This is a genomic window from Arthrobacter sp. zg-Y844 (assembly GCF_024385465.1).
Classification (GTDB): domain Bacteria; phylum Actinomycetota; class Actinomycetes; order Actinomycetales; family Micrococcaceae; genus Arthrobacter_B.
Map to the genome: position 1 here is coordinate 282,275 of NZ_JANFLS010000002.1, position 25,879 is coordinate 308,153.

Below are 25,879 nucleotides of genomic sequence, written 5' to 3' on the forward strand. Positions count from 1 at the left end.
GCACAATTGAATTGTGCCCTACGGTGGGTCCATGAACGAATCCCTACAGCGGCAGGTGTGCTTCTCGCTGTACTCCGCCTCCCGGGCGGCCACGGCGCTCTATCGTCCGATGCTTGAAGAGATGGGGCTGACCTACCCGCAGTACCTGGTGATGTCGCTGCTCTGGGAGAAGGACGCCCAAAGCGTCCGGGACCTGGGGGAGGCACTGGACCTGGATTCCGGCACGCTTTCACCGCTGCTCAAGCGGCTGGAGGCAGCGGACCTGGTGCAGCGCCGTCGTGCCGTCGAGGACGAAAGGCGCGTCCGTATCCACCTCACGGATGCCGGCCGCGCGCTCGAACATGACGCGAGGAACCTGCCGGACCGGCTCGCAGCATCCGCCGGACTGGCGCCGCAGGACCTGGAAAGCCTGCAGGACACCCTCGCCAAGGTCACTGCCGCACTGCGGCAGGCCGTGGCGAAGTAAATACCGACCATCAACCCCGACAGTAAGGTTCATTCCATGAGCAGTTACCCCGAAACCGGCCGCGAAATCCAGCTTGCTTCCCGCCCCGAAGGGTGGCCGACGGAGCAGAACTTCCGCCTGGCGGAGGTGCCGGTACCCGAGCTGCAGGAGGGCCAGGTCCTGGTCCGCAACCTGCACATGTCCGTTGACCCGTACATGCGCGGCCGGATGAATGACGCCAAGTCCTATGTTCCGCCGTTCCAGCTTGACGCTCCGCTGGAGGGCGGCGCCGTCGGTGAAGTCGTGGAGTCACGCTCACCGGACCACAAGCCGGGGGACAAGGTACTGCACGGCCTCGGCTGGCGCGACTACGCCGTCCTTGACGGGCGCCGTGCCCGCATCATCGATACGGAGGCTGCTCCGGCCAGCGCGTACCTCGGGGTGCTGGGCATGACCGGCCAGACAGCCTATGCCGGCCTGACCAAGGTGGCGGAGTTCAAGGAAGGCGACGTCGTCTTCGTTTCGGGTGCCGCGGGCGCCGTGGGTTCGCTGGTCGGGCAGATCGCCAAGGCCATGGGTGCCAAGAAGGTCATCGGCAGTGCCGGTTCCGCCGAAAAGGTCCAGCGGCTGCTGGACCTGGGCTTCGACGAGGCGTTCAACTACCACGACGGTCCGGTGAAGGATTCGCTGAAGAAGGCCGCCGGTGCCGACGGCATTGACGTCTACTTCGACAACGTGGGCGGCGAGCACCTCGAAGCGGCCCTTTCGGTAATGAACAAGTTCGGCCGGATCGCCATGTGCGGTGCCATCTCGCAGTACAACGATGCACCCGTCGGCCCGCGGAACCTGGCCATTGCCATCGGCAAGGAAATCACCCTCCGGGGCTTCCTCGTGGGCAGCTACAACCAGCACGCCGACGAGTTTGCCTCCCTGATGACCAGCTGGCTGCAGGAAGGCCTGGTCCGTTACGACGAGACGTTCGTGGACGGGCTCGAAAACTCCCCGCAGGCCTTCATTGACCTGATGAAGGGCGCCAATAAGGGCAAAATGATCGTGAACCTGGGCAAGTAAGGATCAACGACGACGGCGGCGGCCGGGGAACAGGCGGACAGCCTCCCCGGCCGCTTCCATGAGCTGGTCGGCAGAGGCCGCCCAGCTGTAGTCGGCTGCCCGCTGCACGCCGGCGTCGGACGCCTTCTGCCAGCGCCCCGGTTCGCCCAGCTGCCGGACGGCGTCCGCGAAGGCCGACGGATCCTCCGGATCCACCAGCAGCGCCGCACCGCCGGAGACCTCGCGGAAAATCGGAATGTCGCTGGCGACCACCGGGGTGCCCACGGCCATTGCCTCAATCACCGGCAGCCCGTAGCCCTCGGCTTGTGACAGGGTCACCAAGGCCGTGGTGCGGCGCAGCAGGCCGTCATACTCCTCATCGGTCACGCCGTTGTGGAACGTTACGCGCGCACCGGCGGGAATCAGCGCTTCAAGCTCGCTTCGCCGTGCATCGGAAATCCGGCTCAGCAGGTGCAGCGTGTAATCCGGCAGGTATTCCATGCCGCGGATGATGGTCTCCACGTTCTTGTACGGCATGAAGGACCCCATATACAGCAGCGACGCCTCGGCTCCCGCGTCCGGGTCCCGCGGCACGGCACCCTCCTGGGGTGCGTTGGCCACTATCCGGACGGGCCGTTTGGTCAACCGGTGGCGGGACATCAGCTCCCGCGTCGTCCCGCTGATGGTGGCAACGACGTCGGCCCGGTCCAGCAGCAGCCGCTGCGGCCAGTAGGCCAGGTGGTACAGCCGCCACAGCCAGCGCACCGCCGCCGGAAGGAACGACGGCGGCGTCGGGTTCGAGTAATAGATCAGGTCATGCAGGGTCAGGATCAGCGGATACTTCCGGCCCCAGCTGCCCATGGTCTGCATCGGGCAGAAAACCGCATCTGCGCCGAGCCGGTTGATCCGGAAAGCCACAAACAGCTCGGCGGGGGAAAGCGGGCTGTTGATCTTCACCCACGGCAGGTCCGGGAGCAGTCCCAGCTGGCGTTCGTCCGAAATCAGCATCACGACGTCGGCCTGCCTGGCCACCGCCTCGATCAGGCTCGCGCCGTAGCGGCTGATGCCGTCATGGTGGTCGGTGCGGGTAAACCGGGCGTCTACGGCCAGGCGCATCCTCATATATGCCTCCGGGACAGGAAGTCCTCGATCGTATCGGCTGCCTCAGCCGGCTTTTCGTAATGCACCAGATGGCCCACGCCGGGCAGTATCTGCAGTTCGGCGTCGGGAATCAGCTCGGCAAGCAGGCGCTGCCCCCGCACCGATCCGAGGTCGTCCTGTTCCGCGGCGATAAGCAGCACGGGCATGGAAAGCTGCCCGGCGACGTCGCGCACCGTGGCCGAAATGGAGGCCCGGAAGGCATCGAGGACCACCCGGCGGTTGGCGAAGGCACTGAAGTACGCATCGTGCTGGGCATGGATCCAGCGGCGCAGGCCCGGATCCTTTGTCTTTGCCATCAGCATGCTCATGCCCCGGACAATCAGCGGGCTGCGGAGCAGCGCCATGCCGGGTTTTTCCGGCAGTGCGGCCGCCAGCCGGTAGTAAAGTTCAGCCGCCTTGCTGGTGATCCCCTTGGGACCCTCCAGCGCAGGCTCGCAGATGGGGTTCACGAGCACCAGCTCACTGATCAGTTCCGGTGACTGAGCCGCAAGGTGCGCGGCAATAATGGAGCCGAAGGAATGGCCGAGCAGGACCGTGTCCGGGCCCAAGCCCAGGTCCGCCAGTGCCTCGCGGACAAATGCGGTGTAGGCGGGGACATTGTGCGTAGAGGGAAGGGCGGCACCGGCGCCGAAGCCGGGAAGGTCGGGCACCAGGACGCGGTGGCGGGGGAGCGCTTCGACAATCCGCAGCAGTCCATGGTGGTCGCCGCGGAAGCCGTGGACCATGAAGATCGGCGGCAGGCCGGCGTCGTCCTCCGTGACCGGCGCGAAGTCCCGGCAGACCTGCTCGGTGCCGTCCACCGAAAAGGACCGCACGGCGGCCTTGCGCAGGAAAGGCGCAGGGGCGCCCGACGGCGTCGACGCACTCCGCGCTGCAGTGCCGGACATTCAGTTCACCTCGTCGGGATGCGATCCGGACCGCTGGCCCCGGTCCAGTCCGTTCAACGCCGTCCGGTGATCGCCGGTCAGCTCGAAGGAGTACAGGTCCAGGTTTCCGGCAATCCGCTCCGGACTGCTGGCCTTGGGAATAACGATGTTGCCGAGGTCCAGGTGCCAGCGGAGGATCACCTGCGCGGGGGTGCGGCCGAGCTCGGCCGCAATCCGCACAACTACCGGGTCCGCGAGGACTGCACCGCGGCCCAGCGGGCTCCACGCGGCCGTGCGGATTCCGAGCCGCTGGTGCAGCTGCCGCAGTTCCTCCTGCGCCAGCCAGGGGTGCAGTTCAATCTGGTTTACCGCCGGGACAATTCCGGTCGCGTCCAGCAGCTGCTGCAGATGGCCGGGCTGGAAATTTGAGACGCCGATGGCACGGACCCGGCCCGCGGCGTAGAGCTCCTCCAACGCCCGGTACGTGTCGACGAACTGTCCCCGCTGCGGGCACGGCCAGTGGATGAGGTACAGATCCAAGTAGTCCAGGCCCAGCCGGGAGAGGGACGCGTCAAAGGCACGCAGAGTGGAGTCGTAGCCCTGGTCTGTGTTCCAGACCTTCGAGGTGACGAAGATGTCGCTGCGGTCGACGCCGTTCGCGCGGGTGAAGGTGTTCACGGCCTCGCCCACCCCGGCTTCATTGCCGTAGAGGGCGGCCGTGTCGAGGTGCCGGTAGCCCGCCCCGAGTGCCTCCAGGCAGAGCCGGGCGGCGTCGTCGGCCGGGATCTTGTAGGTACCGAAGCCGACCTGATCCATCAGGACGCCGTTATTGAGCGAAATTCGAGCTGCAGGCTGCATATGACGACTTTACCGAGGTGCGGGCACCGTACCGAATCGCGCGCTGACTACCTGTTTTGCCGCGGGAAGATTGGCGTGGCGCCAAAGAGGTCGGCTAAGGTAATGGCGCTTCTTGCAAAAGATTGATTGCATAGAAACCAACAGTCCGCCCTCCCACTTGGGTCGTGGACAGATACGAATGATCGGAGGAGTCGATGGTGACTCTCGGAGAAGTTTTCATCAGTGAGCTGGCGGGCACCGCCATCCTCATTATTCTGGGCTGCGGCGTTGTGGCCAACGTCGCGCTGGCGAAAACGAAGGGTGCCGGCGGCGGGTTCCTGATGGTCAACTGGGGGTGGGCCATCGGTGTGTTTGCCGGCGTGTACGCGGCCGCTATTTCCGGCGCGCACATCAACCCCGCCGTCACGGTAGGTCTCTGGGCAGCCGGCAACGAGGAGTTTGCGCCGGGCGTCGAGGTTTCCTTCGGTGCGGCCATGGTCTACTTCGCAGGGCAGATGGCCGGTGCCATCATTGGTGCCTTCGTGGCGTGGCTCGCCTACAAGAAGCAGTTCGACGACGAGCCCGACGCCGCCAACATCCTGGGTGTCTTCTCCACAGGTCCGGCTATCCGGTCCTACGGATGGAACGTTGTGACTGAGGTTGTAGGTACCTTCGTCCTCGTCTTCACGATCGTTGCCTTCGCGGGAACGCCCACGGAACTCGGCCCGCTGGCTGTGGCCCTCGTGGTGCTCGGCATCGGTGCCTCCCTCGGCGGCCCCACCGGCTACGCCATCAACCCGGCCCGTGACCTTGGCCCGCGCATCGTGCACGCCCTGCTGCCCATCCCGGGCAAGGGCAGCAGCGACTGGGGCTACGCCTGGGTGCCCGTCGTCGGCCCGCTGATCGGCGGCGCCCTGGGCGGCCTTCTGGGCGCCCAGATTCCCCTCCCGCTTCCGGTATAAGCGGACCGGCCGGCCGTATGGTCCGGCCACCCCCAAAGACCCCCACCGCAAGGAGCAGAAACAATGCCTGACAATCCCAGGTACATCATCGCCATCGACCAAGGCACCACCAGCAGCCGGGCAATCGTCTTCGGCCACGATGGAAACATCATTTCCACCGGGCAGAAGGAACACGAGCAGATCTTCCCGCACGCCGGCTGGGTGGAGCACGATCCGATGGAGATCTGGACGAACGTCCGCGAAGTTGTCGGCAGTGCCCTGTCCAAAGCCAACCTGACCCGGCACGACATTGCCGCCGTCGGTATCACCAACCAGCGTGAAACGGCAGTGGTCTGGGACCGCAACACGGGCGAACCCGTCTACAACGCCATTGTCTGGCAGGACACCCGTACACAGCCCATCGTCAACGAACTGGCGGAAAACGGCGGCCTGGACCGTTTCAAGGACACTGTCGGCCTGCCGCTGGCAACGTACTTCTCGGGTACGAAGATCAAGTGGATCCTGGACAACGTTGAGGGGGCACGCGAACGGGCAGAGGCGGGGGACCTCATGTTCGGCAACACGGACTCCTGGATTGTCTGGAACCTCACCGGCGGGACGGACGGCGGCGTACACATCACTGATGTGACCAACGCTTCCCGCACCCTGTTCATGAACCTTGAGACACTCACCTGGGATGAGGAGATCCTCAAGGAGTTCGGCATTCCGCGGTCGATGCTGCCGGAAATCAAGTCCTCCTCCGAGGTCTACGGCATGGTCGCGGGCTCGCAGCTGCTCCGCGAAACCCCGGTGGCCGGCATCCTCGGCGACCAGCAGGCCGCAACGTTCGGGCAGGCCGCGTTCGAGAAGGGCGACGCCAAGAACACCTACGGAACCGGCTGCTTCCTGATCTTCAACACCGGTGAGGAGATTGTCCGTTCCGAGAACGGCCTCATCACCACCGTTGCCTACCAGCTCGGCGACGCCAAGCCGGTCTACGCCCTCGAGGGTTCCATCGCCGTCACCGGCTCCCTGGTGCAGTGGCTCCGCGACAACCTGGGCATCATCAACAGTGCCCCGGAAATCGAAGAGCTTGCCCGCAAGGTGGAGGACAACGGCGGCGTGTACATCGTGCCGGCGTTCTCCGGACTGTTCGCACCGTACTGGCGTGCGGATGCCCGCGGTGCGATGGTGGGCCTGACCCGCTATGTGAACAAGAACCACATTGCCCGGGCAGCACTGGAAGCGACCGCGTTCCAGACCCGGGAAGTACTCGACGCCGTGAACGCCGACTCCGGTGTTCCGCTGACGGAGCTGCGGGTCGACGGCGGCATGGTCGCCAATGACGCGCTCATGCAGTTCCAGGCCGATATCCTCGGCGTGGACGTGGTCCGGCCCAAGGTCATCGAGACCACGGCACTGGGCGCCGCCTACGCTGCAGGCCTGGCCGTCGGGTTCTGGAACGACACCGACGAGCTCGAGCAGAACTGGGCTGAAGGCAAGCGCTGGACCCCGCAGATGGATGACGCCGAACGTCAGCGCCAGATGCGGCTTTGGAAGAAAGCAGTCACCAAGACCTTCGATTGGGTCGACGACGACGTTGAGTAATCCGTACGCAGAGTGAAAAGGCCCCGGCAGCCAGGCTGCCGGGGCCTTTCGCATCTCTTCACACGGAGCCGGTTTGACCGGCACATCCACCCTTGGGTAGCGTTCGGGCAGCATCTACAGTGATGCAGGTCACAGAAGCAGGTGGAAGTGTCTCCCGCAGCAAACGCCGTACGATCGGAACTGCCAGTCGCCGTCATAGGCTCCGGACCCAGCGGCCTTGCCGCCATGCGTGCCTTGTCTCGACAGGGGCTGGACTTTGTCGGCTTTGAACAGCACACGGACGTGGGCGGGCTCTGGAACATCGAGAATCCGGCCAGCACGGTTTACGAATCGGCGCACCTGATCTCCTCGAAATCCACCACCCAGTTTTCCGAGTTCCCCATGCCCCGGGACACTCCCGACTATCCCGGGCACCGCCACCTGCACGCCTATTTCCGCTCCTATGCGGACCACTTCGGCTTGCGCCGTTTCATCCGGTTTGGTGTATCGGTCACCGCAGCGGAGCCGACCGACGACGGCGCCTGGACGGTTTCGTGGGAAAGCACCGACGGGCACGGAAGCGGCCGTTTCAGTGCTGTCATCGTCGCGTCCGGCACCCTGCACACGCCGGCAATGCCCGCCCTGCCCGGCCGGTTTGCCGGTGAGGTCCGCCATTCCGCCTCCTACAAAGATGCCCGGGAGTTCGCCGGGAAACGGGTACTGATTGTCGGCGCGGGCAACAGCGGCTGCGACATTGCGGTGGACGCCGTCCACCACGCCGCCGCCGTCGACATCAGCGTCCGGCGCGGCTACTACTTCATTCCCAAGTACGTCTTCGGCCGGCCAACCGACACCCTGAACCAGGGCAAGCCGCTGCCCCGGCCGCTGAAGCAGTTCTTCGACAAGCGGCTCCTGCGCATGTTCACCGGAGACCCGCACCGCTTCGGCTTCCCGAAACCCGACTACCGCATCTACGAATCCCATCCCGTGGTGAACTCCCTGATCCTGCACCATCTGGGGCACGGGGACCTGCAGGTCAAAGGCGACATTGACCGGCTGGACGGGAAGACCGTGTACTTCCGGGACGGCAGCACGGGGGAGTATGACCTGCTCCTGCTCGCCACCGGGTATGCCCTGGACTATCCGTTCCTGGACCCGGCGCTGCTCGGCTGGGACGGCCCGTCGCCGTCGTTGTACCTGAACATCTTCAGCCGCCAGGCGGAGAACCTGCTGGTCATCGGCATGGTGGAAGCTTCCGGACTCGGCTGGGAGGGAAGGTTCCGGCAGGCCCAACTGGCAGCCGCCTACCTTGCAGCCCAAAAACACACCCCGGAGGCCGCAGAGGAGTTCCGGCAGCTGCTGGCGGGGGAGTCCCCGGATGTCACCGGCGGCTACCGGTATCTGGGCCTGGACCGGATGAGCTACTACGTGAACAAGGACGCCTACCGCGCCGAACTCGATGCACACCTGGACCTGCTTGCCGCTGCCGCTAGTGAAAAGGTGAACCACTGATGCCCATCGACGACGTCGTCCTGAACTTCACGCCGGCCTCCCTGCTGATCCTGAACGTGGTGCTGGCGATCATCATTCTCGGCATCGCCCTCGAGGTGCGTCCGGCGGACTTCCGGACCGTGGCGCGCAGCCCGAAGGCCGTGCTGCTGGGAATCTGCGCCCAGTACCTGGTGCTTCCCGCGGTGACGGTAGGGCTGGCGCTCCTGCTGCAGGTCCCGGCATCCATCGCCCTGGGCATGATCCTCGTTGCCTGCTGTCCGCCTGGCGGCATTTCGAATGTGCTCACCCACCGGGCGCACGGCAATGTTGCCCTGTCCGCTTCCATGACGGCCGTCTCGAACCTGGTGGCTATCGCCGTGATGCCGCTGAACGTGGCACTGTGGGCGCGGCTGAATCCGGCCACCGCCGGGCTGATGCGGGACTTCTCCCTGGACCGTTGGGAAATGCTGGTCCAGGTCCTGCTTATCATCGGAGTGCCCTTTGCGGTGGGCATGCCCCTCGCCCGGCGCTTCCCCGCGGTGACCGACATCCTGCGGCCCTGGGTGCAGCGGATCGGCCTGCTGGCCCTGCTCGTTTTCATTGTTGCCGGGACGGCCAGCAACCTTGGGCCGCTCCGCGAGCATTTAGGCACCATCTTCCTGGTCGTGCTGCTGCATGATGCCGTGGCGCTGGCTGTCGGTTACTGGACGGCGGCGGCGGTGCGGCTGGACGAACCCAGCCGGCGGGCCTTCACCTTCGAAGTGGGTGCCCGCAATACCGGACTCGGACTTGGCCTGACGCTGACCTTCTTTGCCGGACTGGGCGGGATGGCGATGGTGGCCGCCTGGTGGGGCATCTGGGACATCCTGGCCGGGCTGCTGCTGGCCGCCTGGTGGCGGCGGCGGGATGCGCGCCGCAGTACCGCAGCCAAGCCGGAGCCGCGGGAGACAGCACGATGACCCGCGTCTGCGTCACCGGCGGCAACGGCTTCCTGGGCAGCGCGGTGACCGCCGGCCTGGCGGGCCATCCCGAAATCTCCTATGTCCTCAGCCTCGACATCCGGGAACCGGCGGAGGAGCGCCGGCTCGCCGGGGTCGAGTACGCCCTTGCGGATGTATGTTCCCCGGACGTGGCGCGGCTGCTGCAGTCCCACCGGATCGACACCGTGGTCCATCTGGCCGCCATCGTGAATCCGGGCAAACACACCACCCGGGAACAGGAATTCCAAGTGGACGTGGTGGGTTCACGAAACGTACTGGCGGCCTGCATTTCCGCCGGCGTGAAGCACGTGGTCATTTCCTCGTCCGGCGCCGCCTACGGATACCACCCGGACAACGCCCCGTGGCTGACGGAATCCGATCCGCTGCGCGGCAATGACGAGTTTGCCTATTCCCGGCATAAACGGCTGGTCGAGGAGGAACTGGCCCGGGTCCGCGAAGAACATCCCGAACTGCAGCAGACCATCTTCCGGATCGGCACCATCCTCGGCGAGCGGGTCCGCAACCAGATCACCGCCCTTTTCGACGCACCGAAGCTGCTTCGGGTAGCCGGCAGCGAATCCCCGTTCGTGTTCATCTGGGATGAAGACGTGGCCGGCATCATGGTGCAGGCCGTCGTCACGGGACGCAGCGGCATTTTCAACGTGGCCGGAGACGGTGCCCTGACCGTCCGCGACATCGCCGGGCTGCTGGGACGCGGCACCGTCACCGTTCCGGCGCCGGTCCTGGCCGCCGCGCTCTGGCTGGGGCACCTGCTGCGGCTGACCGTGCACGGGCCGGAGCAGGTGAGGTTCCTGCGCTACCGGCCGGTGCTGGACAACACCGCCCTGAAGCAGGAGTTCGGGTTTACTCCCACGCGGACGAGCAGGGAAGCATTCCTCGCGTTCCGGGCCGCCCGGGACGCCGCCCGGGACCTGCGTCAGAAGTAGGAAACCCCGTTCGTCTTGAACGGCAGCCCCAGCCCGCCGGCCACCTCGGACAGGACTTCCGGGCAGAAGAAGTACCACCGGAGTTCGGCTATCAGCGGTTCCCCGTGGGCACAGCTGAGGCGAAGGACATCGGCCACAACCTCGGGAGTTTCCGGCGCATCCTTAAGGCGTTCCCACAGGAGGATCAGGTCCTCGCCGTCATAGCGGTGCACGCTGGCCCGGTAGAGCTCTGCGGCGTCCGGCCCGAAAGTGTGGGTCATGGAGCCGGTGCGGATCTCCTCGTGTCCGGTTTCGCTGACGTTGCCGATCACCTCCGTGCGTCCGCCGGCCAGGAACAGGCTGACCATGGCATCAATGTCGTAGGAGTTGAAAGCATCGGCGAGGCGGCGCAGCAACTCGGGGTGCCCCTCCGGCCGGGGTGGGCCGGCCTGTGTTGGGCGGGCCTGTGTTGAACCGGTCCCGTCGCCGGCGGCAGCGCCGTCGTCGGCGGGAACAGGTCCTCCAGCCCGGGCTGTTGCCAGCGTGCCCCGGCCGCGGTGAAGCGCGGACTTTACCGCCCCGGCGGTGGTGTCCAGCATTTGCGCGATCTCGGCCAGGGAGTAGTGAAACACGTCCTTGAGGACCACGCAGGCTCGTTCCCGGGGAGGCAGGACCAGCAGCAAATGCCCCAGCGCCGACTCCACCTCCAGGGACGTCAGGGGATCCGCGCCGTCGTCGGGCAGGTCCGCGCCCGGTTCGCTGAAGTCCTGCACCGTTACCCGGCCGCTGCGGCGCAGGGTATCCAGCCAGGTGTTCGTGGCGATCCGGATCAGCCAGGCCTGCACGTTGCTGATGGGTTCATGCCGTTGGGAGGCATCGGAAAGGGCCTTCACCAGGGTTTCCTGCAACAGGTCCTCGGCATCCCAGACAGTGCCGGTCAATCTGCGGCAATAACCGTAAACGGCCGGGCGCACAGGCTCGAGTGCTACCAGGAAGTTCCTTCGGGCCTGCCGGAGTTCTCCGGCCTGGACGTATATCGGTTCCGGCTTTGTTGCTGCTGCTGCTGACATTCCTGGCTCCATCCCGTTCGGCCGCCCCGGCGGCTCCTGCGACAACAATGGCATTTTTGCTTTTGTCCTACCGGGTAGACGCACGGGATGGGGCAAAAGATACGCAGGGGTTCATCCTCCCTGCGGCTCACCCCAATGCACTGGCTCCGGGGGCCGTGTGCTGTTGTAAAGTGGAGAAATGATCGCAGTACTCCTCCTTAGCTAGCCGCGCACCGTCCGTGCGCGGCCGCCCCTTGCTTGTCGAGGGGCTTTTGTGTGTCTGGGGAGGACCTAAAAATTTATCGGGCCGGATTTACCGACGGCCCGCAGCGCGGATCGATTTTCTTTGAGGACAGAGGCGAAGCATAGTGAGCACGCAGTCACAGACTGATCAGCAGGAAGAGGCCGTCTACAGTTTCGCGGCCATCGAGCAGAAATGGCCGAAGGTCTGGGATGACCTCGGTGTTTTCACCCCTGCCGACGACGGCTCGCGCGAACGACGCTATGTACTGGACATGTTCCCGTACCCCTCCGGCGACCTGCACATGGGCCACGCCGAAGCGTTCGCGATGGGCGACGTCGTCGCCCGTTACTGGCGCCAGCGCGGGTATGACGTGCTGCACCCGATCGGCTGGGACTCCTTCGGCCTGCCCGCGGAAAACGCGGCCATCAAGAACAACGCGCACCCCAGCGACTGGACCTACCGCAACATCGAGACGCAGGCGGAGTCCTTCAAGCGCTACGCCATCAGCGTTGACTGGTCCCGCCGGATCCACACCTCGGACCCCGAGTACTACCGCTGGACCCAGTGGCTGTTCACCCGGTTCTACGAGCGCGGCCTGGCCTACCGGAAGAACTCCCCGGTCAACTGGTGCCCCAAGGACCAGACCGTGCTGGCCAACGAACAGGTGGTCAACGGTGCCTGCGAACGCTGCGGAACCCAGGTGACCAAGAAGTCGCTGAACCAGTGGTACTTCAAGATCACCGACTACGCCGACCGCCTGCTCGATGACATGGAACAGCTCAAGGGCCACTGGCCCGAGCGTGTCCTGGCCATGCAGAAAAACTGGATCGGCCGCTCCGAGGGCGCGCACGTCCGGTTCAACATCGAGGCCGACGGCGGCAAGCCCGCCGAGCAGGTCACCGTGTTCACCACCCGCCCGGACACCCTGGCCGGCGCCACCTTCTTCGTTGTCGCCGCGGACGCCCCGCTGGCGCTGGACCTGGTGACGGACGAAAACCGGAACGCCCTGCTGGACTACCGCGAATCGGTGAAGGCACTCTCGGACATCGAGCGCCAGTCCACCGAACGCGTCAAGACCGGCGTCTTCACCGGCCGGTACGCCGTGAACCCGCTGAACGGCGAGAAGCTGCCCGTCTGGGCCGCCGACTACGTGCTGGCGGACTACGGCACCGGCGCCATCATGGCCGTCCCGGCGCACGACCAGCGTGACCTGGACTTCGCCAAGACCTTCGACCTGCCCGTCAAGGCTGTGCTGGACACCGGTGAAGAGGATCCCGCCGTCAGCGGTGTGGCCACCACCGGCGAAGGCACCTTGATCAACTCCGGCGCCCTGGACGGCCTGCCCAAGGCCGAAGCCATTCCGGCCGCCGTCCGGATGCTCGAGGAACAGGGCACCGGCGAGAAGTTCGTGAACTTCCGCCTGCGCGACTGGCTGCTGTCCCGCCAGCGCTTCTGGGGTACCCCCATCCCGATCATCCACTGCGGCAACTGCGGCGAGGTTCCGGTCCCCGATGACCAGCTGCCGGTCACGCTGCCCACCGGGCTGCGCGGCGAGGCACTGGCTCCGAAGGGCACCTCTCCGCTGGCCTCCGCAGAGGAATGGGTCAACGTGGCCTGCCCGAAGTGCGACGGTCCCGCCCGGCGCGATACCGACACCATGGACACGTTCGTGGATTCGTCCTGGTACTTCATGCGCTTCGTGTCCCCGCACTTCACGGACGGACCGTTCGATCCCGAAGCAGCGAAGAACTGGATGCCGGTCGGGCAGTACGTGGGCGGCGTCGAGCACGCGATCCTGCACCTGCTCTATGCGCGTTTCTTCACCAAGGTGGTCCACGACATGGGCCTGCTGGAAGCCAGCGAGCCGTTCAGCTCGCTGCTGAACCAGGGGCAGGTGCTCAACGGCGGCAAGGCCATGTCCAAGTCGCTGGGCAACGGCGTGGACCTGGGCCAGCAGCTGGACAAGTACGGTGTGGACGCGGTGCGCCTGACCATGATCTTCGCTTCCCCGCCGGAAGACGACGTCGACTGGGCGGATGTGTCGCCGTCGGGCTCTGCCAAGTTCCTGGCCCGCGCGTGGCGCCTGGGACAGGACATCACCAGCGAACCCGGCGTGGACTACTCGGCCGGGGACCGGAAGCTGCGTGCGCTCACGCACCGGACCGTTGCCGATGCCACCGAGCTGCTGGAGAACAACAAGTTCAACGTAGTGGTCGCCAAGCTGATGGAACTGGTCAACGCGACCCGCAAGGCCATCGACTCCGGCGCCGGCGCCGCTGACCCGGCAGTACGCGAGGCGGCGGAAGCCGTCGCCGTCATCCTGAGCCTCTTCGCGCCGTACACGGCCGAGGATCTCTGGAACCTGCTGGGCCGCGAAGCCTCCGTCGTAAACGCCGGCTGGCCCGTGGTCGATGAAACCCTGCTGGTGCAGGACACGGTCACCGCCGTTGTCCAGGTGCAGGGAAAGGTCCGCGACCGGCTCGAGGTCGCCGCGGACATCAGCGAGGAGGACCTGCGGGAGGCCGCCTTGGCGTCCGACGCAGTGCAGCGGTTCCTGGACGGACGCAGCATCCGTACGGTGATCGTCCGGGCGCCGAAGCTCGTCAACATCGTCCCGGCCTAGGCCCGGACAACCATGGACTGGCTCGAACGGCTCGCATCGCGGGCCAGGGGACGGCAGCGGGAAACCGCGGCCGTCCCCGGGCCGTCCGTGGGAGTGGTGACCGATTCGGCGTCGGCACTGCCGGCTGGCTGGGCGGACGCGGCCAACGCCGCTGATTTTGTCCGGGTGGTTCCCATGCCCGTGATGATCGGGGACCAGATCTACGGCGAAGGATCTGCGGACCTGATTCCGGCCCTTGCACTGGCGATGGCACAGGGCCATGAAGTGCGGACCTCCCGGCCGGCGCCGGGGCAGTTCGAAGCGGCCTACCGCGAGCTGGCTGCCGCCGGGTGCACCTCCATAATTTCCATCCATCTCTCCGGTCAGCTCTCAGGCACGGTGGACTCCGCCCGGCTGGCCGCCCGGACCGCCGGAATTCCGGTGGAGGTCATCGACAGTGCGACGGCGGCCATGGGCCTCGGTTTTGCCGTGGCGGCCGCGACGGAGAGCGCCCGGTCCGGTTCCTCCGCGGCGGAGGTCGCGGCATGCGCCCGTTCGGTAGCGGTCGATGCAACCATCCTCTTTTACGTCCCCAGCCTGGACCAGCTGCGCCGGGGCGGACGGATTGGTGCAGCTGCCGGCTGGCTGGGCACCCTGCTTGCCGTGAAGCCGATCCTGGTGGTCCGCGACGGCATGGTCCTTCCGCTGGAACGGGTGAGGACCGCGCCCAAAGCCCTGGCACGGCTGGCCGAACTCGTGCAGCAGGACATTGCCGGGCGCGACGGGAAAGTCCGCGCCGCGGTGCACCACTTCGGTAACGCCGCTGAAGCCGAACGGCTGGCCGGGATCATCGGCGCCGCCGCGCCCGAGGTGGAGTTCCTCCTCTGCCCGCTGCCCGCCGTCCTGGCCGCGCATGCGGGGCTGGGGGTGCTGGCCGTGGCGGTTGCCGGAGACGGGAGTGATGGAGGCCGGAGTGATCCTTCCGGTCCGGGCGCGGAACCTGCCGGTACCCGTGCGCCGACGGACGGGACCGCCGCGGAAGATGAGGGCTGCCGCATGGACAACGACAACACAGCCGGGAAACCGGCGGCCAAAGGTCCGGCATCCCGGACCAGGTCCGCCGGACTCAAAGCCAGGGGCAATAAGACTTCCGGCGGCGCCAAGAATTAGCCCCCGCAATTGCGGCCGGTACGTGAAAACCGGGTGCTATAGTGAGCGAAAAATTTGCCCCTATTGAAAGCGATTACCGCTATGGCACCGTTTGGATTCGGCAAGAACAATGAAACTGCTCCGGCCGCTCCGGCTGTAGACCTTGGAAAGAAAGCCGGTGCTATTTCCCTTGAAAAGGGGAACCGGGTCACCATTGAAAAAACACCGGTAGTCACGGCCCGCTGCGAATGGTCGTCCAACACCGACTATGACCTTTACGCACTGGTCATCCTCAAGGATGGAACAGAGCTGGTTTGTTCCACATTCGGCTCCGAGGCCCAGCCGGTTCCCACGCCGGAACTGCTCGGGGGTGCCGTCCGTCATCTTGGCGATGTTGGTCGCGGGCAGAACGGCAAGGCGCAGGAAACCATTGAAATCAAGCTGACCGACGAGATTGAAGCCGTCGTTCCGATTGCTTACTCAGCCCAGTCCAACGGTATGGGCTCTTTCCGTAAGTACGGGGTTTCCCTGGGGATCGACAACGGTTCGGGAACCAGCGTAACTATCGATTCGGCGAACGCTTCCAAGCGCATGAGTGTGTTCACTGTTGCCATCGGAGTTATTCGCAATACGGCCGAAGGGGTTGTCGTTGAGTCGCTGGAGACTTATTCAAAGTCACTGAGTGAATTCCGTCCGGCCTGGCAGAACGGCCAGGTTGTTATGGACGCAGGCTCCAAGAACATCTTCAAGTAAATCCGAAACCGGATTGATGCAGGCGCCGAGAGGTTCTGTTTCATCCGGACCGGATCCGGGAGGCCTTGAAGTCCTGGATCGTGAGCGGGGAACGGTGGGGAACCGCAAAGGTTCAGGAGTGGCCGCGGGAAATGGACGGCCGCTTGTCTCGTCCTCAACAATGCCGTCTCTGAGCGGCGGCTGGCCTTGGTCCGTCCACCGGCCTCAACACCGTGGAACCCCGGCGGGTGGCGATAGCTAGTTTTGTCCCATGGCACAGCATCGTTGGGATACCTCGGACGTCCATGTCCCTGATCTGCAGGGGGTGGAGCCGTCGGGCGATTCTCACCCCGGAAGTAGGCGCCGGTGGGCATTCTCCCTGCCGGCAGCGGTGCTGGCGGTGTGTTTGTTGCTGGGCAGCGGTGCGGCGATCGTACTGTTCCGGGACCGAGGTCCGGTTCCGGTGGCCAGCATCGATCTGTCCCCACCTGCCGCCGACCCGTCATCTGCCTTGGTTGCGTCAGCGCCCGCTGAAGGCAGCGGCAGCCCGCGGGGCACTTCGTCTCCTGCATCCGCGACCCCGGCGCCTTCGGCTGTGCCGTCAAATCCGGGGGAGCCCGGCGGGGGTCCGGCAACCACGGTGGTTCACGTGGCTGGAGCCGTACAGCGCCCGGGGGTCGTCCGATTGGCGCCGGGCAGCCGGATTGTTGACGCCGTTGAAGCCGCCGGTGGAACGGCAGCCGATGCGGACCTCGCCGGAGTGAATCTCGCGGCCCTGGTGGAGGACGGCGCGATGGTGCTTGTTCCGAGGATCGGGGAGAACCCGCCGCGCACTGCCGGCACAGGAGGACCTGCGGCGGATGGCAGCGCATCCGGTGCGGCTGGTTCCGGAGCACGGGCTGAAGACGGCGCTTCGGGCAGCGTCAACCTGAACACGGCAGACTCGACCCGGCTTCAAACCCTGCCGAGGGTCGGGCCGGTGCTGGCCGAGCGGATCATCGCGTGGCGGACCGAGCACGGCAGGTTCAGCCGGCCCGAAGATCTTGACGCCGTTCCCGGGATCGGGGAAGCGATGATGGCTGCGTTGCTCCCACTGGTCACCGTCTAGCAGTTGACCAATGTCCAGCCGGGAAACGAGCAGGTGGTCGCGGTACGTCGCGTCGGCGTTGGATCCGGATGCGCAGCCCTCGGGTCCGCAGGACACCGGCAGCCAGGCAGCAGGTGACGGGGAGCCGGACGCGGGGCGCGGCGCGGCCGTTGGCGGGCCGTGGGAGAGGATCCGGGCCGGAATCGGCAGGGCACGGGAAGCCTGGGACAACCGGGAAGCTGCGTCCGCTGACGTGCCTCCGCCGCTCCGCGAACTGCGGCTCCTGCCTGCGGCAGCAACGGTATGGGCCGCAGCCTTTGCCGCGGTCCGGTTACCGCCGCCGGCGGGATGGGCTGTGGCAGGCTCCGCCGCTGTTTTGGCGGTCCTTCTGGTCCTGGCAGCATCACGCGGGCAGGTCCGGGATCTACGGGGAGGAAGCACCCGCCCGGCAACATCCCGGAGGACGCCGCACCGCGGCCGCAGAAGCAGACCCGTGCACACCGGCGCCGCGGCGTTCCTGCGAGGGGCCGCTGTCCCGGCCGCGGCGGCAGCACTGGTCTGTGCCGGCGCAACGGCCGGCTTGGCGGTACGCGCCGGCGGACCTATCTCCGGGCTCATCGCCGAAGAATCCGCCATCACTGCAGAACTGCGGGCCGTATCGGATGCACGGCCTGCGGCGGCGGACCGGTTTTCGGGAAAGCCGCGTTACCTCATTGACGCCGTGGCGGAATCGGGCACTGCGGACGGCCAGCGGTTCGGCACTTCGGCGACGCTCCTGGTTGTCGGCGGGGAGGATTATGCCCCCATCAGGTTGGGGGACCGGTTCAGCAGTGCCGGCTCCCTGCAGCCTCTTCCGGCAGGAGACCGGAACCTTGCCCTCCTGCGGGCTGCCGTTCCGCCCGAGGTCACGCCTGCCGGCGGCTGGTACGCAGCGACGGCAGGACTCCGCGGAGCCTTTGTCCGGGTGGCCGAAGACCGCGGTGCGGACGTGGAGGGACTGCTTCCGGGCATGGTGCTCGGTGACCGGGGCGCCCTCGATCCGGGCCTGGAGCAGGCGATGAAGAATACCGGCCTGACCCATCTGACAGCTGTCTCGGGCGCCAACTGCAGCTATCTGCTGGCATTCATCTTCCTGAGCGCCCGGGCGCTGCGGATGCCGCGGGCCCCGGCGGTGCTGCTGGCCTTGACCGGGCTGACGGCGTTCGTGCTCCTGGTAAGGCCGGATCCCAGTGTGCTGCGCGCAGCGGTTATGGGCGGACTGGGTACCCTCGCCGTGCTCTCCGGACGGGGACGTCTTTCGGCAGCATTGCTCTTCCTGTCGATCTCCGTACTGCTGTGCATTGATCCCTGGTTGTGCGGAAGCTACGCGTTCATCCTGTCAGTCTGCGCGACGCTGGGTCTTATTGTCTTGGGACCGCATCTGGTGCGGGTGCTGTCGCTGCGCCTGCCCCGCTGGTTGGCAGCGGCCCTGGCCATACCCGTCGCAGCGCAGCTGTTTTGCTCCCCGGTCCTGGTGCTCCTGCAACCTCAGCTGCCGGTGTATTCGGTTCCTGCGAATCTGGTGGCTGCGCCCGTTGTTCCTGCCGTGACGATTGCCGGGATGCTTGCCGTCGCGCTGGTGGGTGCAGCTCCGGCGCTGGCGACGCCGCCGCTCCTGCTTGCGGCCGCCGGAGCCTGGTGGGTGGCTAAAACTGCCCGGTTCTTTGAGTCCGTTCCCGGTGCGTTGGCGGCCTGGCCGGAGGGCAGCCTGGGCGTGGTGCTCATGGGCCTGTGTGCGGGTACGGCCGTAGTTGGCATCCTGTATCTCTCGCGGAGCGCAGGCGGCGGGATATTCCTGGAACGGTCGGAACGGGCGGAACGGGCGAACGCAAAGGACGGGGAGGACGAAGCGGACCAGGGGGACAGGGATGCCGGGTCCCGGCGTCGGGGTTCAGGAACCAACCGGCAGGCAGGCTCCGCAGAGTGGCCCAGCCCCCGCCGGCGCTGGGTAGCGGCAGGTGCAGCCGCTTCGCTGGTCCTGCCGGCCGGTGCGGTCCTTGCTGTCCGTGCGCTGCAGGGAGAACGGGGCGAGGAGGATGAGTGGATGGTGGCCGCCTGCGACGTCGGGCAGGGGGACGGGTTCGCGATCCGTGCGGGTCCGGACAGTGCGGTGGTGATCGATGCCGGCGGAGAGCCCGACCCCATGGATGCCTGCCTTGATCGGCTGGGGGTGCGGACCGTTGAGTTCCTCGTGTTCACTCATGCCCACCTGGACCATTACGGCGGTGCTGCCGGAGTGCTTTCCGGACGGTCCGTGCTGCAGGTGGGCTACTCGTCGGCGGATCGGGAACTGCCGGAGAATCTGACCGGGGTGTTGGCCGGAACGGCAGCACCCCGGACACGCCTGGCCCAGGGGATGGCGGGAACGGCCGGCCTCGTGCACTGGGAAGTCCTCTGGCCGCCGGCATCGGGCAGTGCGGTGCCCGTGGCCGGAGACGGGGAGGAGAACAATGCCAGTGCCGTCCTGCTGGTGACTGTCGGGGGTCCGGGGCAGGGGGAGCGGCCGCTGCGGATACTGTTCACCGGCGATGCCGAGGAGGAGGCCGCCGCAACGATTCTCGCAACACAGGCCAATCTTCGTGCCGGCGTCGACGTGCTGAAGGTGGCCCACCATGGGGCACGCAACGGCGGTGACGGCTGGTTCCGCGCAGTCCGACCGTCCCTGGCATTGATTTCCGTTGGTGCCGATAACGAGTACGGGCACCCGGCACCGGAAATCCTGGCGCAGCTCCGGTCTGCCGGCACCGGGGTGGCGCGGACGGACCAGCACGGCACGGTAGTGGTGGTCCGCGAAGGCAACGGTCTTGAGGTCCAGAGCCTGCCGCCGTAGATCCGATAGATCCCGTAGGTCCGGTAGGTTCCGCTGAGGATCGGCAGCCGAGGGCCGCCGCCGGACGGAATACACGGCCGCCGCCGGACGGAAAATTGGCCGCCGACCGGTACCGTGGCAATCTTGGAGGGAGGATATCCGCGGTGCGGATACCTTTCGATCCTTCGCCCCGGCAGGCCGGAAAGGCCGCCACACAATCCCAGGAGCACCAGCTGTGAATCCGGCAGTCCCTTCCAAACGCAGCTCCGGCAGTAAGTCCTCCGCAAGCAAGTCCTCAGCGACGGTCTCCTGGCGCGAGGTCGAACCCGCCCCGGTGGTCCTGCTGGCGGGCCCGGAGGACTATCTGGCCTCCCGGGCCCGGGACCGGCTGCGCGGGCTGCTCCGGGAGAAGCAGCCCGACACGGAGCTGGTGCACTTCGACGCCTCCACCTACGCCTCCGGGGAACTCACACTGCAGTCGAGCCCCTCGCTGTTCGGCGAGGCCAAACTTATCGAGGCCGTGAATCTCGCGTCGATGAACGAGGATTTCCTCACCGAAACGCTGGCCTATTTGAAGGATCCGTCCCCGGATGCCGTTCTGGTGCTGCACCACGCGGGCGGCAACCGCGGCAAGAAGCTGCTGGATGCGGTTAAGGCTGCCGGAGCCCCCGTCGTGGAGTGCCAGCCCTTCAAGAAGGATGCTGAGAAGCTGGACTTCGTCACTTCGGAGTTCCGCACTGCCCGTCGCAGGATCGACCCGGGCGCGGCCCGGGCGCTGGTAAACGCCGTCGGGTCAAGCCTCTCCGAGCTTGCAGCATCCTGCCAGCAGCTGATCAGTGATTCCACCGGCGAGGTCACCGAGGAACTGGTGGAGCGCTATTACGGTGGCCGGGTCGAGGCCACGGCCTTTAAAGTCGCCGACGCCGCCCTGGCCGGGCGCGCTGCCCAGGCGCTGTCCATGCTCCGGCACGCGCTGGATACCGGCGTGGATCCGGTGCCGCTGGTCGGCGCCCTGGCCATGAAAGTCCGGGCCGTAGCCCGGGTGGCCAATCTGCGTGGCTCCTCTGCCTCGATGGCCAAGGAACTGTCCATGGCGCCGTGGCAGGTGGACCAGGCTCGACGGGATGCCCAGCGGTTTACCTCGGAGTCCCTGATCGAAGCTGTCCAGGCCCTCGCCGAAGCGGATGCACAGGTCAAGGGCGCCGGACGTGATCCGGTGTACGCCGTGGAACGGGCCGTCACCGTCATAGCCCTGGCAGCCTCCGGGCGCTAGGAGCAGTTAGCCCGCCGACACGCGCCGGCCCGGTTATGTCCGCAGGCGGGCACGCAGCCTGCCGCACCCGCATCCTCGGCTGCCCACCGGCCCGCCGGCATGCACCCGCACGGCTGTCCGAAACAGTCGAGAACAGTCCGGAAGCCGGCTTAAAACAAAGCGTGGCCGGTCCCGAAGGACCGGCCACGCTGAGTAAGTCTGTAATGCTGGCTGCTGGTTAGAGCGCGCTGACCTTCTTGGAGATGGCCGACTTGCGGTTGGCAGCGTTGTTCTTGTGGATTACGCCCTTGCTGACGGCCTTGTCCAGCTTGCGGCTGGCGGTCTTCAGCGCTTCGGCTGCTGCGTCCTTGTCGCTGGCCTTGACTGCGGCATCAACCTTGCTGATGACGGTCTTCAGCTCGGACTTCACCGAGTTGTTACGCTGACGCGCCTTCTCGTTGGTGAGGATGCGCTTCTTCTGGGACTTAATATTGGCCACTTATAAACTCTCTTTGTATTGCGGACTTGGTCGGTGAGGGTATTTCAGCCCAGACATTGACTGAGCGGCGTGGGGATACCGTAATGGCGTCTGAACCAAAGTGCCCGTCGACCTGCGCGGACACACAGCAATAAATGTTAGCAGAGTTTGGGCTCCGGTAACTAAAGTGCCGGTTCAGCGTGCCGGGCGCATCACGGCCAGCCGACGGGCAACTGTCTGGAACACGTTCCTATCCATGATTGCACCTTCCCGGCGCACGCTGCCCGGTTCGAGCTGGAGGACGCGGTCCAGCTTCACCTCACTGGGACGCCCCTTGCTGTCCCACGGGCCGGTGCCGACGTCGAGGTAGCGAGGGTCGGACCCGCTGCTGTTGTTCCGGTCCCGGCTGGTCATCATCAGGCCCAGCAACAGTCCGCCGCTTCGCCCGATCAGCAGGACCGGACGGTCCTTGCCCTGGCTGGGGTCATCTTCGTACGGGACCCAGGCCCACACCACTTCGCCGGGATCGGGATCGCCGTCCGGCTGCGGGGCATAGACCGGGGTGACAGGACCGGCGTAGTCGCCGGCGTAACCCGAAGGGGCTGCTGCCGGAGCGGTCCGCGCGGATGACGACGGCGACGGCGACGGCGACGACTGCCGGGCAGCCGGGGTGCGCGGGGGAGTGGCCTTGGTCCCGGGGGAGGGCGACGGCGTCCGCCGGGTCTCCGGCGTTCGGCGGCTGTCCGGCGTTCGGGGACGAGCCGAACGGCCGGTTCCGCGGCTGCTTTCGGCAGGGCCGGCAGAGGAGGAAGCGGAGCGCAGCAGGCGCAGGGCCGAGCGGGCAAAGGAGGCAAAGGCGCGGGCGTTAAAGGGCATGGCACTACGTTATGCTCCCGGCCACGAAACCTCAGGTGCGTCCGGTTCCTGCTGCGGCAGGCAAACGTGGGAGACTGTTAACTCGATAGAACACCCACCAGACCGCCAGGACCAAGGACACCCGCGCACCGCGCCGCGTCCGGCTTGTCCCGGAACAGTAAAGGAACCGCCACAGTGTCACCCATGGCCCGCTTCTCGCCGGTGCCTGCCGCGACGGATCCGGCGATCATCAGAAACTTCTGCATCATCGCCCACATCGACCACGGCAAGTCCACCTTGGCCGACCGCATGCTCCAGTCCACCGGAGTGGTTGAGCACCGGAACATGAAGGCCCAGTACCTGGACCGGATGGATATCGAGCGTGAGCGCGGCATCACCATCAAGTCCCAGGCCGTACGCATGCCGTGGGAACTGGACGGGCAGTCTTACGCCCTGAACATGATCGACACTCCGGGCCACGTGGACTTCACCTACGAAGTCTCCCGTTCCCTGGCTGCCTGCGAAGGAGCAGTGCTGCTGGTGGACGCCGCCCAGGGTATCGAGGCGCAGACGCTGGCGAACCTTTACCTGGCGATGGAAAACGACCTGACCATCATTCCGGTCCTGAACAAGATCGACCTCCCGGCGGCGCAGCCGGAGAAGTACGCCGAGGAACTGGCGAAGTTGATCGGCGGCGATCCGGAGGACGTGCTGAGGGTCTCCGGCAAGACCGGTGTTGGCGTTGAAGCCCTGCTGGACCAGATTGTCCGCGAGATTCCGGCACCGGTGGGCGACCCCGACGCTCCCGCCCGAGCCATGATCTTCGACTCCGTGTATGACACCTACCGCGGCGTCGTCACCTATGTCCGCGTGATCGACGGGTCGCTGTCACCGCGTGAACGCATCCAGATGATGTCCACCCGGGCCAGCCATGAGCTCCTCGAAATCGGTGTGAGCTCGCCGGAACCCACCCCGTCCAAGGGCCTGGGCGTGGGTGAGGTGGGGTACCTCATCACCGGCGTGAAGGACGTACGCCTGTCCAAGGTGGGCGACACCGTCACCAACCTGGCCAAGCCGGCCGAGAAGTCACTCGAGGGCTACGCCGATCCCAAACCCATGGTGTTCTCCGGGCTGTACCCCATCGACGGCGCAGACTACCCGGTGCTCCGCGAAGCGCTGGAAAAGCTGATGCTCAACGATGCAGCGCTGGTGTACGAACCCGAGACGTCCGCGGCGCTGGGCTTCGGCTTCCGGGTGGGCTTCCTGGGCCTGCTGCACCTGGAAATCACCCGTGAACGCCTCGAGCGCGAGTACAACCTGGACCTGATCTCCACTGCCCCCAACGTGGAGTACGAGGTGACGCTCGAGGACAAAAAGGTGGTCACCGTGACCAACCCCAGCGAGTACCCCGAAGGCAAGATCAAAGAGGTCCGCGAGCCGATGGTCTCGGCCACGATCCTGGCGCCGAATGAATTTGTCGGCGCCATCATGGAGCTGTGCCAGTCCCGCCGCGGCGTCCTGGGCGGCATGGACTATCTCTCCGAGGACCGGGTGGAAATCCGGTACCGCCTGCCGCTGGCCGAAATCGTCTTCGACTTCTTTGACATCCTCAAGTCCAAGACCCGCGGCTACGCCTCCCTGGACTGGAAGGCCGACGGCGAACAGGTCGCCGACCTGGTCAAGGTGGACATCCTGCTCCAGGGCGAACAGGTTGACGCCTTCAGCTCCATCACGCACAAGGACAAGGCCTACGCCTACGGCGTTATGATGACCGGCAAGCTGCGTGAGCTGATCCCGCGGCAGCAGTTCGAGGTGCCCATCCAGGCAGCCATCGGCTCCCGCATCATCGCCCGCGAATCCATCCGCGCCATCCGCAAGGACGTGCTTGCCAAGTGCTACGGCGGCGACATCAGCCGTAAGCGCAAGCTGCTGGAAAAGCAGAAGGAAGGCAAGAAGCGCATGAAGATGGTGGGCCGCGTGGAAGTTCCCCAGGAAGCCTTCGTGGCTGCGCTTTCCTCCGACGAGTCCAAGGACAAATCCAAGAAGTGACACCCAGCGCACTGCCCCTCGGAGACCCGGCACCTGCCGACGGTCTCCTCCCCGCACAGGCCGCGGACGGAGCAGCGGAGCGGAACTTCGGACTGTACGTCCACATTCCGTTCTGCTCCGTCCGCTGCGGCTACTGCGATTTCAACACGTATACGGCCACCGAGCTGGGCGGCGGCGCGTCGCAGGCTGCCTACGGCGGCACGGCGGCCCGCGAGGTGGTCTTTGCCGCCGACGCCCTGCGGCGTTCGGGCCTGCCGGAGCGCCGGATGGGCACCGTCTTCTTCGGCGGCGGCACTCCCACGCTGCTCCCGGCGGAGGACCTCGCGCTGATCCTCCGCACCGCCGTCGACCAGTGGGGCCTGGTGCCCGGCGCCGAAGTCACCACCGAAGCGAACCCGGACTCCGTCACGCCGCAGTCCCTGCAGCTGCTTGCCGACGCCGGCTTCACCCGGGTTTCCTTCGGCATGCAGTCCGCCGTGCCGCACGTGCTGGCAGTGCTGGACCGCACGCACACGCCGTCGAGGGTTCCGCAGGCCGTGCAGTGGGCGCGCGACGCCGGCCTGCACGTGAGCGTGGACCTCATCTATGGAACTCCCGGGGAGTCCATGGCCGACTGGAAGCACTCGCTCGAAGAGGCCCTGAGCTACGAGCCTGACCATATCTCCGCCTATGCGCTCATCATCGAGGAAGGTACCAAGCTCGCCGCCCGGATGCGCCGCGGCGAGGTCCCGCCCATCGACGACGACGACCACGCCGACAAATACGTGCTGGCGGATGAAATGATGACCGCCGCCGGACTGAACTGGTACGAGGTCAGCAACTGGGCGCGGACCCCCGAGGACCAGTGCCGGCACAACCTGGCCTACTGGCGCAGTGATGACTGGTGGGGCGTCGGCCCGGGTGCCCATTCACACGCCGGCGGCGTGCGCTGGTGGAATGCCAAGCATCCCACCGCCTATGCCCAGCGGATCGGCGCGGGGGAGTCGCCCGCCGTCGGACGCGAGACCCTGGACGCCGATACCCGGTACGTGGAAGACGTTATGCTGCGGACCCGGCTCGCTGAAGGCCTGGCACTGGACCGGCTGCGTGAGCCCGGCAGGCTGGCTGTGGCGGGACTCATGGCCGACGGCCTTGTGGATCCGCGCGCTGCGCTGACCGGCAAGGTGATCCTCACACCGCGGGGCCGGCTGCTGGCCGACGCAGTGGTCCGGCGGCTGCTGCCGGACTGAGTTCCCCGGCGGCGGTCCCGC

21 protein-coding genes are annotated in these 25,879 nt (G+C 66.3%); 15 read left to right on the forward strand and 6 right to left on the reverse strand.

The features are described from left to right. Positions 1-31: 31 nt before the first annotated feature. Both NNX35_RS08135 and NNX35_RS08140 read left to right on the forward strand, forming a co-directional pair. The gene (locus tag NNX35_RS08135) at positions 32-466 is read left to right on the forward strand and encodes a MarR family winged helix-turn-helix transcriptional regulator (RefSeq protein ID WP_227921403.1); all 435 of its coding nucleotides are present in this window, start codon (positions 32-34) and stop codon (positions 464-466) included. 36 nt (positions 467-502) lie between these two features. After that, complete coding sequence (locus NNX35_RS08140) at positions 503-1,516, forward strand: NADP-dependent oxidoreductase (RefSeq protein ID WP_255867461.1); 1,014 nt, start codon at positions 503-505, stop codon at positions 1,514-1,516. A gap of 3 nt (positions 1,517-1,519) precedes the next feature. On the opposite strand, the gene NNX35_RS08145 is transcribed toward NNX35_RS08140, so the two are convergent. Genes NNX35_RS08145 through NNX35_RS08155 form a run of 3 tightly spaced genes read right to left on the reverse strand, consistent with a single transcriptional unit; the run spans position 1,520 to position 4,380 of the window. After that, complete coding sequence (locus NNX35_RS08145) at positions 1,520-2,611, reverse strand: glycosyltransferase family 1 protein (RefSeq protein ID WP_255867805.1); 1,092 nt, start codon at positions 2,609-2,611, stop codon at positions 1,520-1,522. A gap of 2 nt (positions 2,612-2,613) precedes the next feature. Beyond that, a complete protein-coding gene (locus NNX35_RS08150) occupies positions 2,614-3,543 on the reverse strand; it encodes an alpha/beta fold hydrolase (protein ID WP_255867462.1) in 930 nt (309 codons plus the stop codon). Beyond that, the gene (locus NNX35_RS08155) at positions 3,544-4,380 is read right to left on the reverse strand and encodes an aldo/keto reductase (protein WP_255867463.1); all 837 of its coding nucleotides are present in this window, start codon (positions 4,378-4,380) and stop codon (positions 3,544-3,546) included. A 197-nt stretch (positions 4,381-4,577) separates the two neighbouring features. Between NNX35_RS08155 and NNX35_RS08160 the strand changes: the two genes are divergently transcribed. The 5 genes from NNX35_RS08160 to NNX35_RS08180 all read left to right on the forward strand — a co-directional run bounded on the left by NNX35_RS08160 (position 4,578) and on the right by NNX35_RS08180 (position 10,305). Beyond that, the gene (locus tag NNX35_RS08160) at positions 4,578-5,321 is read left to right on the forward strand and encodes an MIP/aquaporin family protein (RefSeq protein WP_255766302.1); all 744 of its coding nucleotides are present in this window, start codon (positions 4,578-4,580) and stop codon (positions 5,319-5,321) included. Positions 5,322-5,384: 63 nt separating this feature from the next. Beyond that, positions 5,385-6,908: a glycerol kinase GlpK gene (gene glpK / locus NNX35_RS08165; RefSeq protein WP_255766301.1), complete on the forward strand. Its 1,524-nt coding sequence runs from the start codon at positions 5,385-5,387 to the stop codon at positions 6,906-6,908. 147 nt (positions 6,909-7,055) lie between these two features. Continuing rightward, positions 7,056-8,399 (forward strand): NAD(P)-binding domain-containing protein, encoded by a 1,344-nt coding sequence (locus tag NNX35_RS08170; protein ID WP_255867464.1) that lies wholly within the window; start codon positions 7,056-7,058, stop codon positions 8,397-8,399. Further along, entirely contained in the window at positions 8,399-9,337 is a 939-nt protein-coding gene (locus NNX35_RS08175) for a bile acid:sodium symporter family protein (protein WP_255766299.1), read from the forward strand. The genes NNX35_RS08170 and NNX35_RS08175 overlap by 1 nt, the downstream gene beginning before the upstream one ends. Next, positions 9,334-10,305, forward strand: coding sequence for an SDR family oxidoreductase (locus NNX35_RS08180; RefSeq protein WP_255867466.1), 972 nt, complete (start codon positions 9,334-9,336; stop codon positions 10,303-10,305). The genes NNX35_RS08175 and NNX35_RS08180 overlap by 4 nt, the downstream gene beginning before the upstream one ends. On the opposite strand, the gene NNX35_RS08185 is transcribed toward NNX35_RS08180, so the two are convergent. After that, positions 10,296-11,354, reverse strand: coding sequence for a sigma-70 family RNA polymerase sigma factor (locus NNX35_RS08185; protein WP_255867467.1), 1,059 nt, complete (start codon positions 11,352-11,354; stop codon positions 10,296-10,298). The two genes, NNX35_RS08180 and NNX35_RS08185, sit on opposite strands and share 10 nt — an antisense overlap. A 344-nt stretch (positions 11,355-11,698) precedes the next feature. Here NNX35_RS08185 and leuS point away from each other — a divergent pair, with 344 nt between their 5' ends. The 6 genes from leuS (at position 11,699) to holA (ending at position 21,268) form a co-directional block, all read left to right on the forward strand. Further along, on the forward strand, positions 11,699-14,200 hold the full coding sequence (gene leuS, locus NNX35_RS08190) for a leucine--tRNA ligase (RefSeq protein ID WP_370647028.1): 2,502 nt from the start codon (positions 11,699-11,701) through the stop codon (positions 14,198-14,200). Between the two features lie 12 nt (positions 14,201-14,212). After that, positions 14,213-15,349, forward strand: coding sequence for a DegV family protein (locus NNX35_RS08195; protein ID WP_255867469.1), 1,137 nt, complete (start codon positions 14,213-14,215; stop codon positions 15,347-15,349). Between the two features lie 63 nt (positions 15,350-15,412). Continuing rightward, on the forward strand, positions 15,413-16,081 hold the full coding sequence (locus tag NNX35_RS08200; protein WP_255766294.1) for a hypothetical protein: 669 nt from the start codon (positions 15,413-15,415) through the stop codon (positions 16,079-16,081). A gap of 628 nt (positions 16,082-16,709) precedes the next feature. Then, positions 16,710-17,168, forward strand: coding sequence for a helix-hairpin-helix domain-containing protein (locus NNX35_RS16180; protein WP_255867470.1), 459 nt, complete (start codon positions 16,710-16,712; stop codon positions 17,166-17,168). Positions 17,169-17,640: 472 nt separating this feature from the next. Further along, a complete protein-coding gene (locus NNX35_RS08210; protein WP_255867471.1) occupies positions 17,641-20,016 on the forward strand; it encodes a ComEC/Rec2 family competence protein in 2,376 nt (791 codons plus the stop codon). A gap of 214 nt (positions 20,017-20,230) precedes the next feature. Then, positions 20,231-21,268 (forward strand): DNA polymerase III subunit delta, encoded by a 1,038-nt coding sequence (gene holA, locus NNX35_RS08215; protein WP_255862965.1) that lies wholly within the window; start codon positions 20,231-20,233, stop codon positions 21,266-21,268. A gap of 217 nt (positions 21,269-21,485) precedes the next feature. Here the strand turns inward: holA and rpsT are convergent, their stop codons facing one another. Then, the gene (rpsT, locus tag NNX35_RS08220) at positions 21,486-21,746 is read right to left on the reverse strand and encodes a 30S ribosomal protein S20 (protein ID WP_146361896.1); all 261 of its coding nucleotides are present in this window, start codon (positions 21,744-21,746) and stop codon (positions 21,486-21,488) included. A gap of 174 nt (positions 21,747-21,920) precedes the next feature. Further along, positions 21,921-22,601: a type II toxin-antitoxin system PemK/MazF family toxin gene (locus NNX35_RS08225; protein WP_255867472.1), complete on the reverse strand. Its 681-nt coding sequence runs from the start codon at positions 22,599-22,601 to the stop codon at positions 21,921-21,923. Between the two features lie 174 nt (positions 22,602-22,775). Here NNX35_RS08225 and lepA point away from each other — a divergent pair, with 174 nt between their 5' ends. After that, positions 22,776-24,629 (forward strand): translation elongation factor 4, encoded by a 1,854-nt coding sequence (lepA, locus tag NNX35_RS08230; protein WP_255766289.1) that lies wholly within the window; start codon positions 22,776-22,778, stop codon positions 24,627-24,629. Continuing rightward, positions 24,626-25,858, forward strand: a complete 1,233-nt coding sequence (hemW, locus tag NNX35_RS08235) for a radical SAM family heme chaperone HemW (RefSeq protein WP_255867473.1) — start codon at positions 24,626-24,628, stop codon at positions 25,856-25,858. The genes lepA and hemW overlap by 4 nt, the downstream gene beginning before the upstream one ends. Positions 25,859-25,879 lie beyond the last annotated feature (21 nt).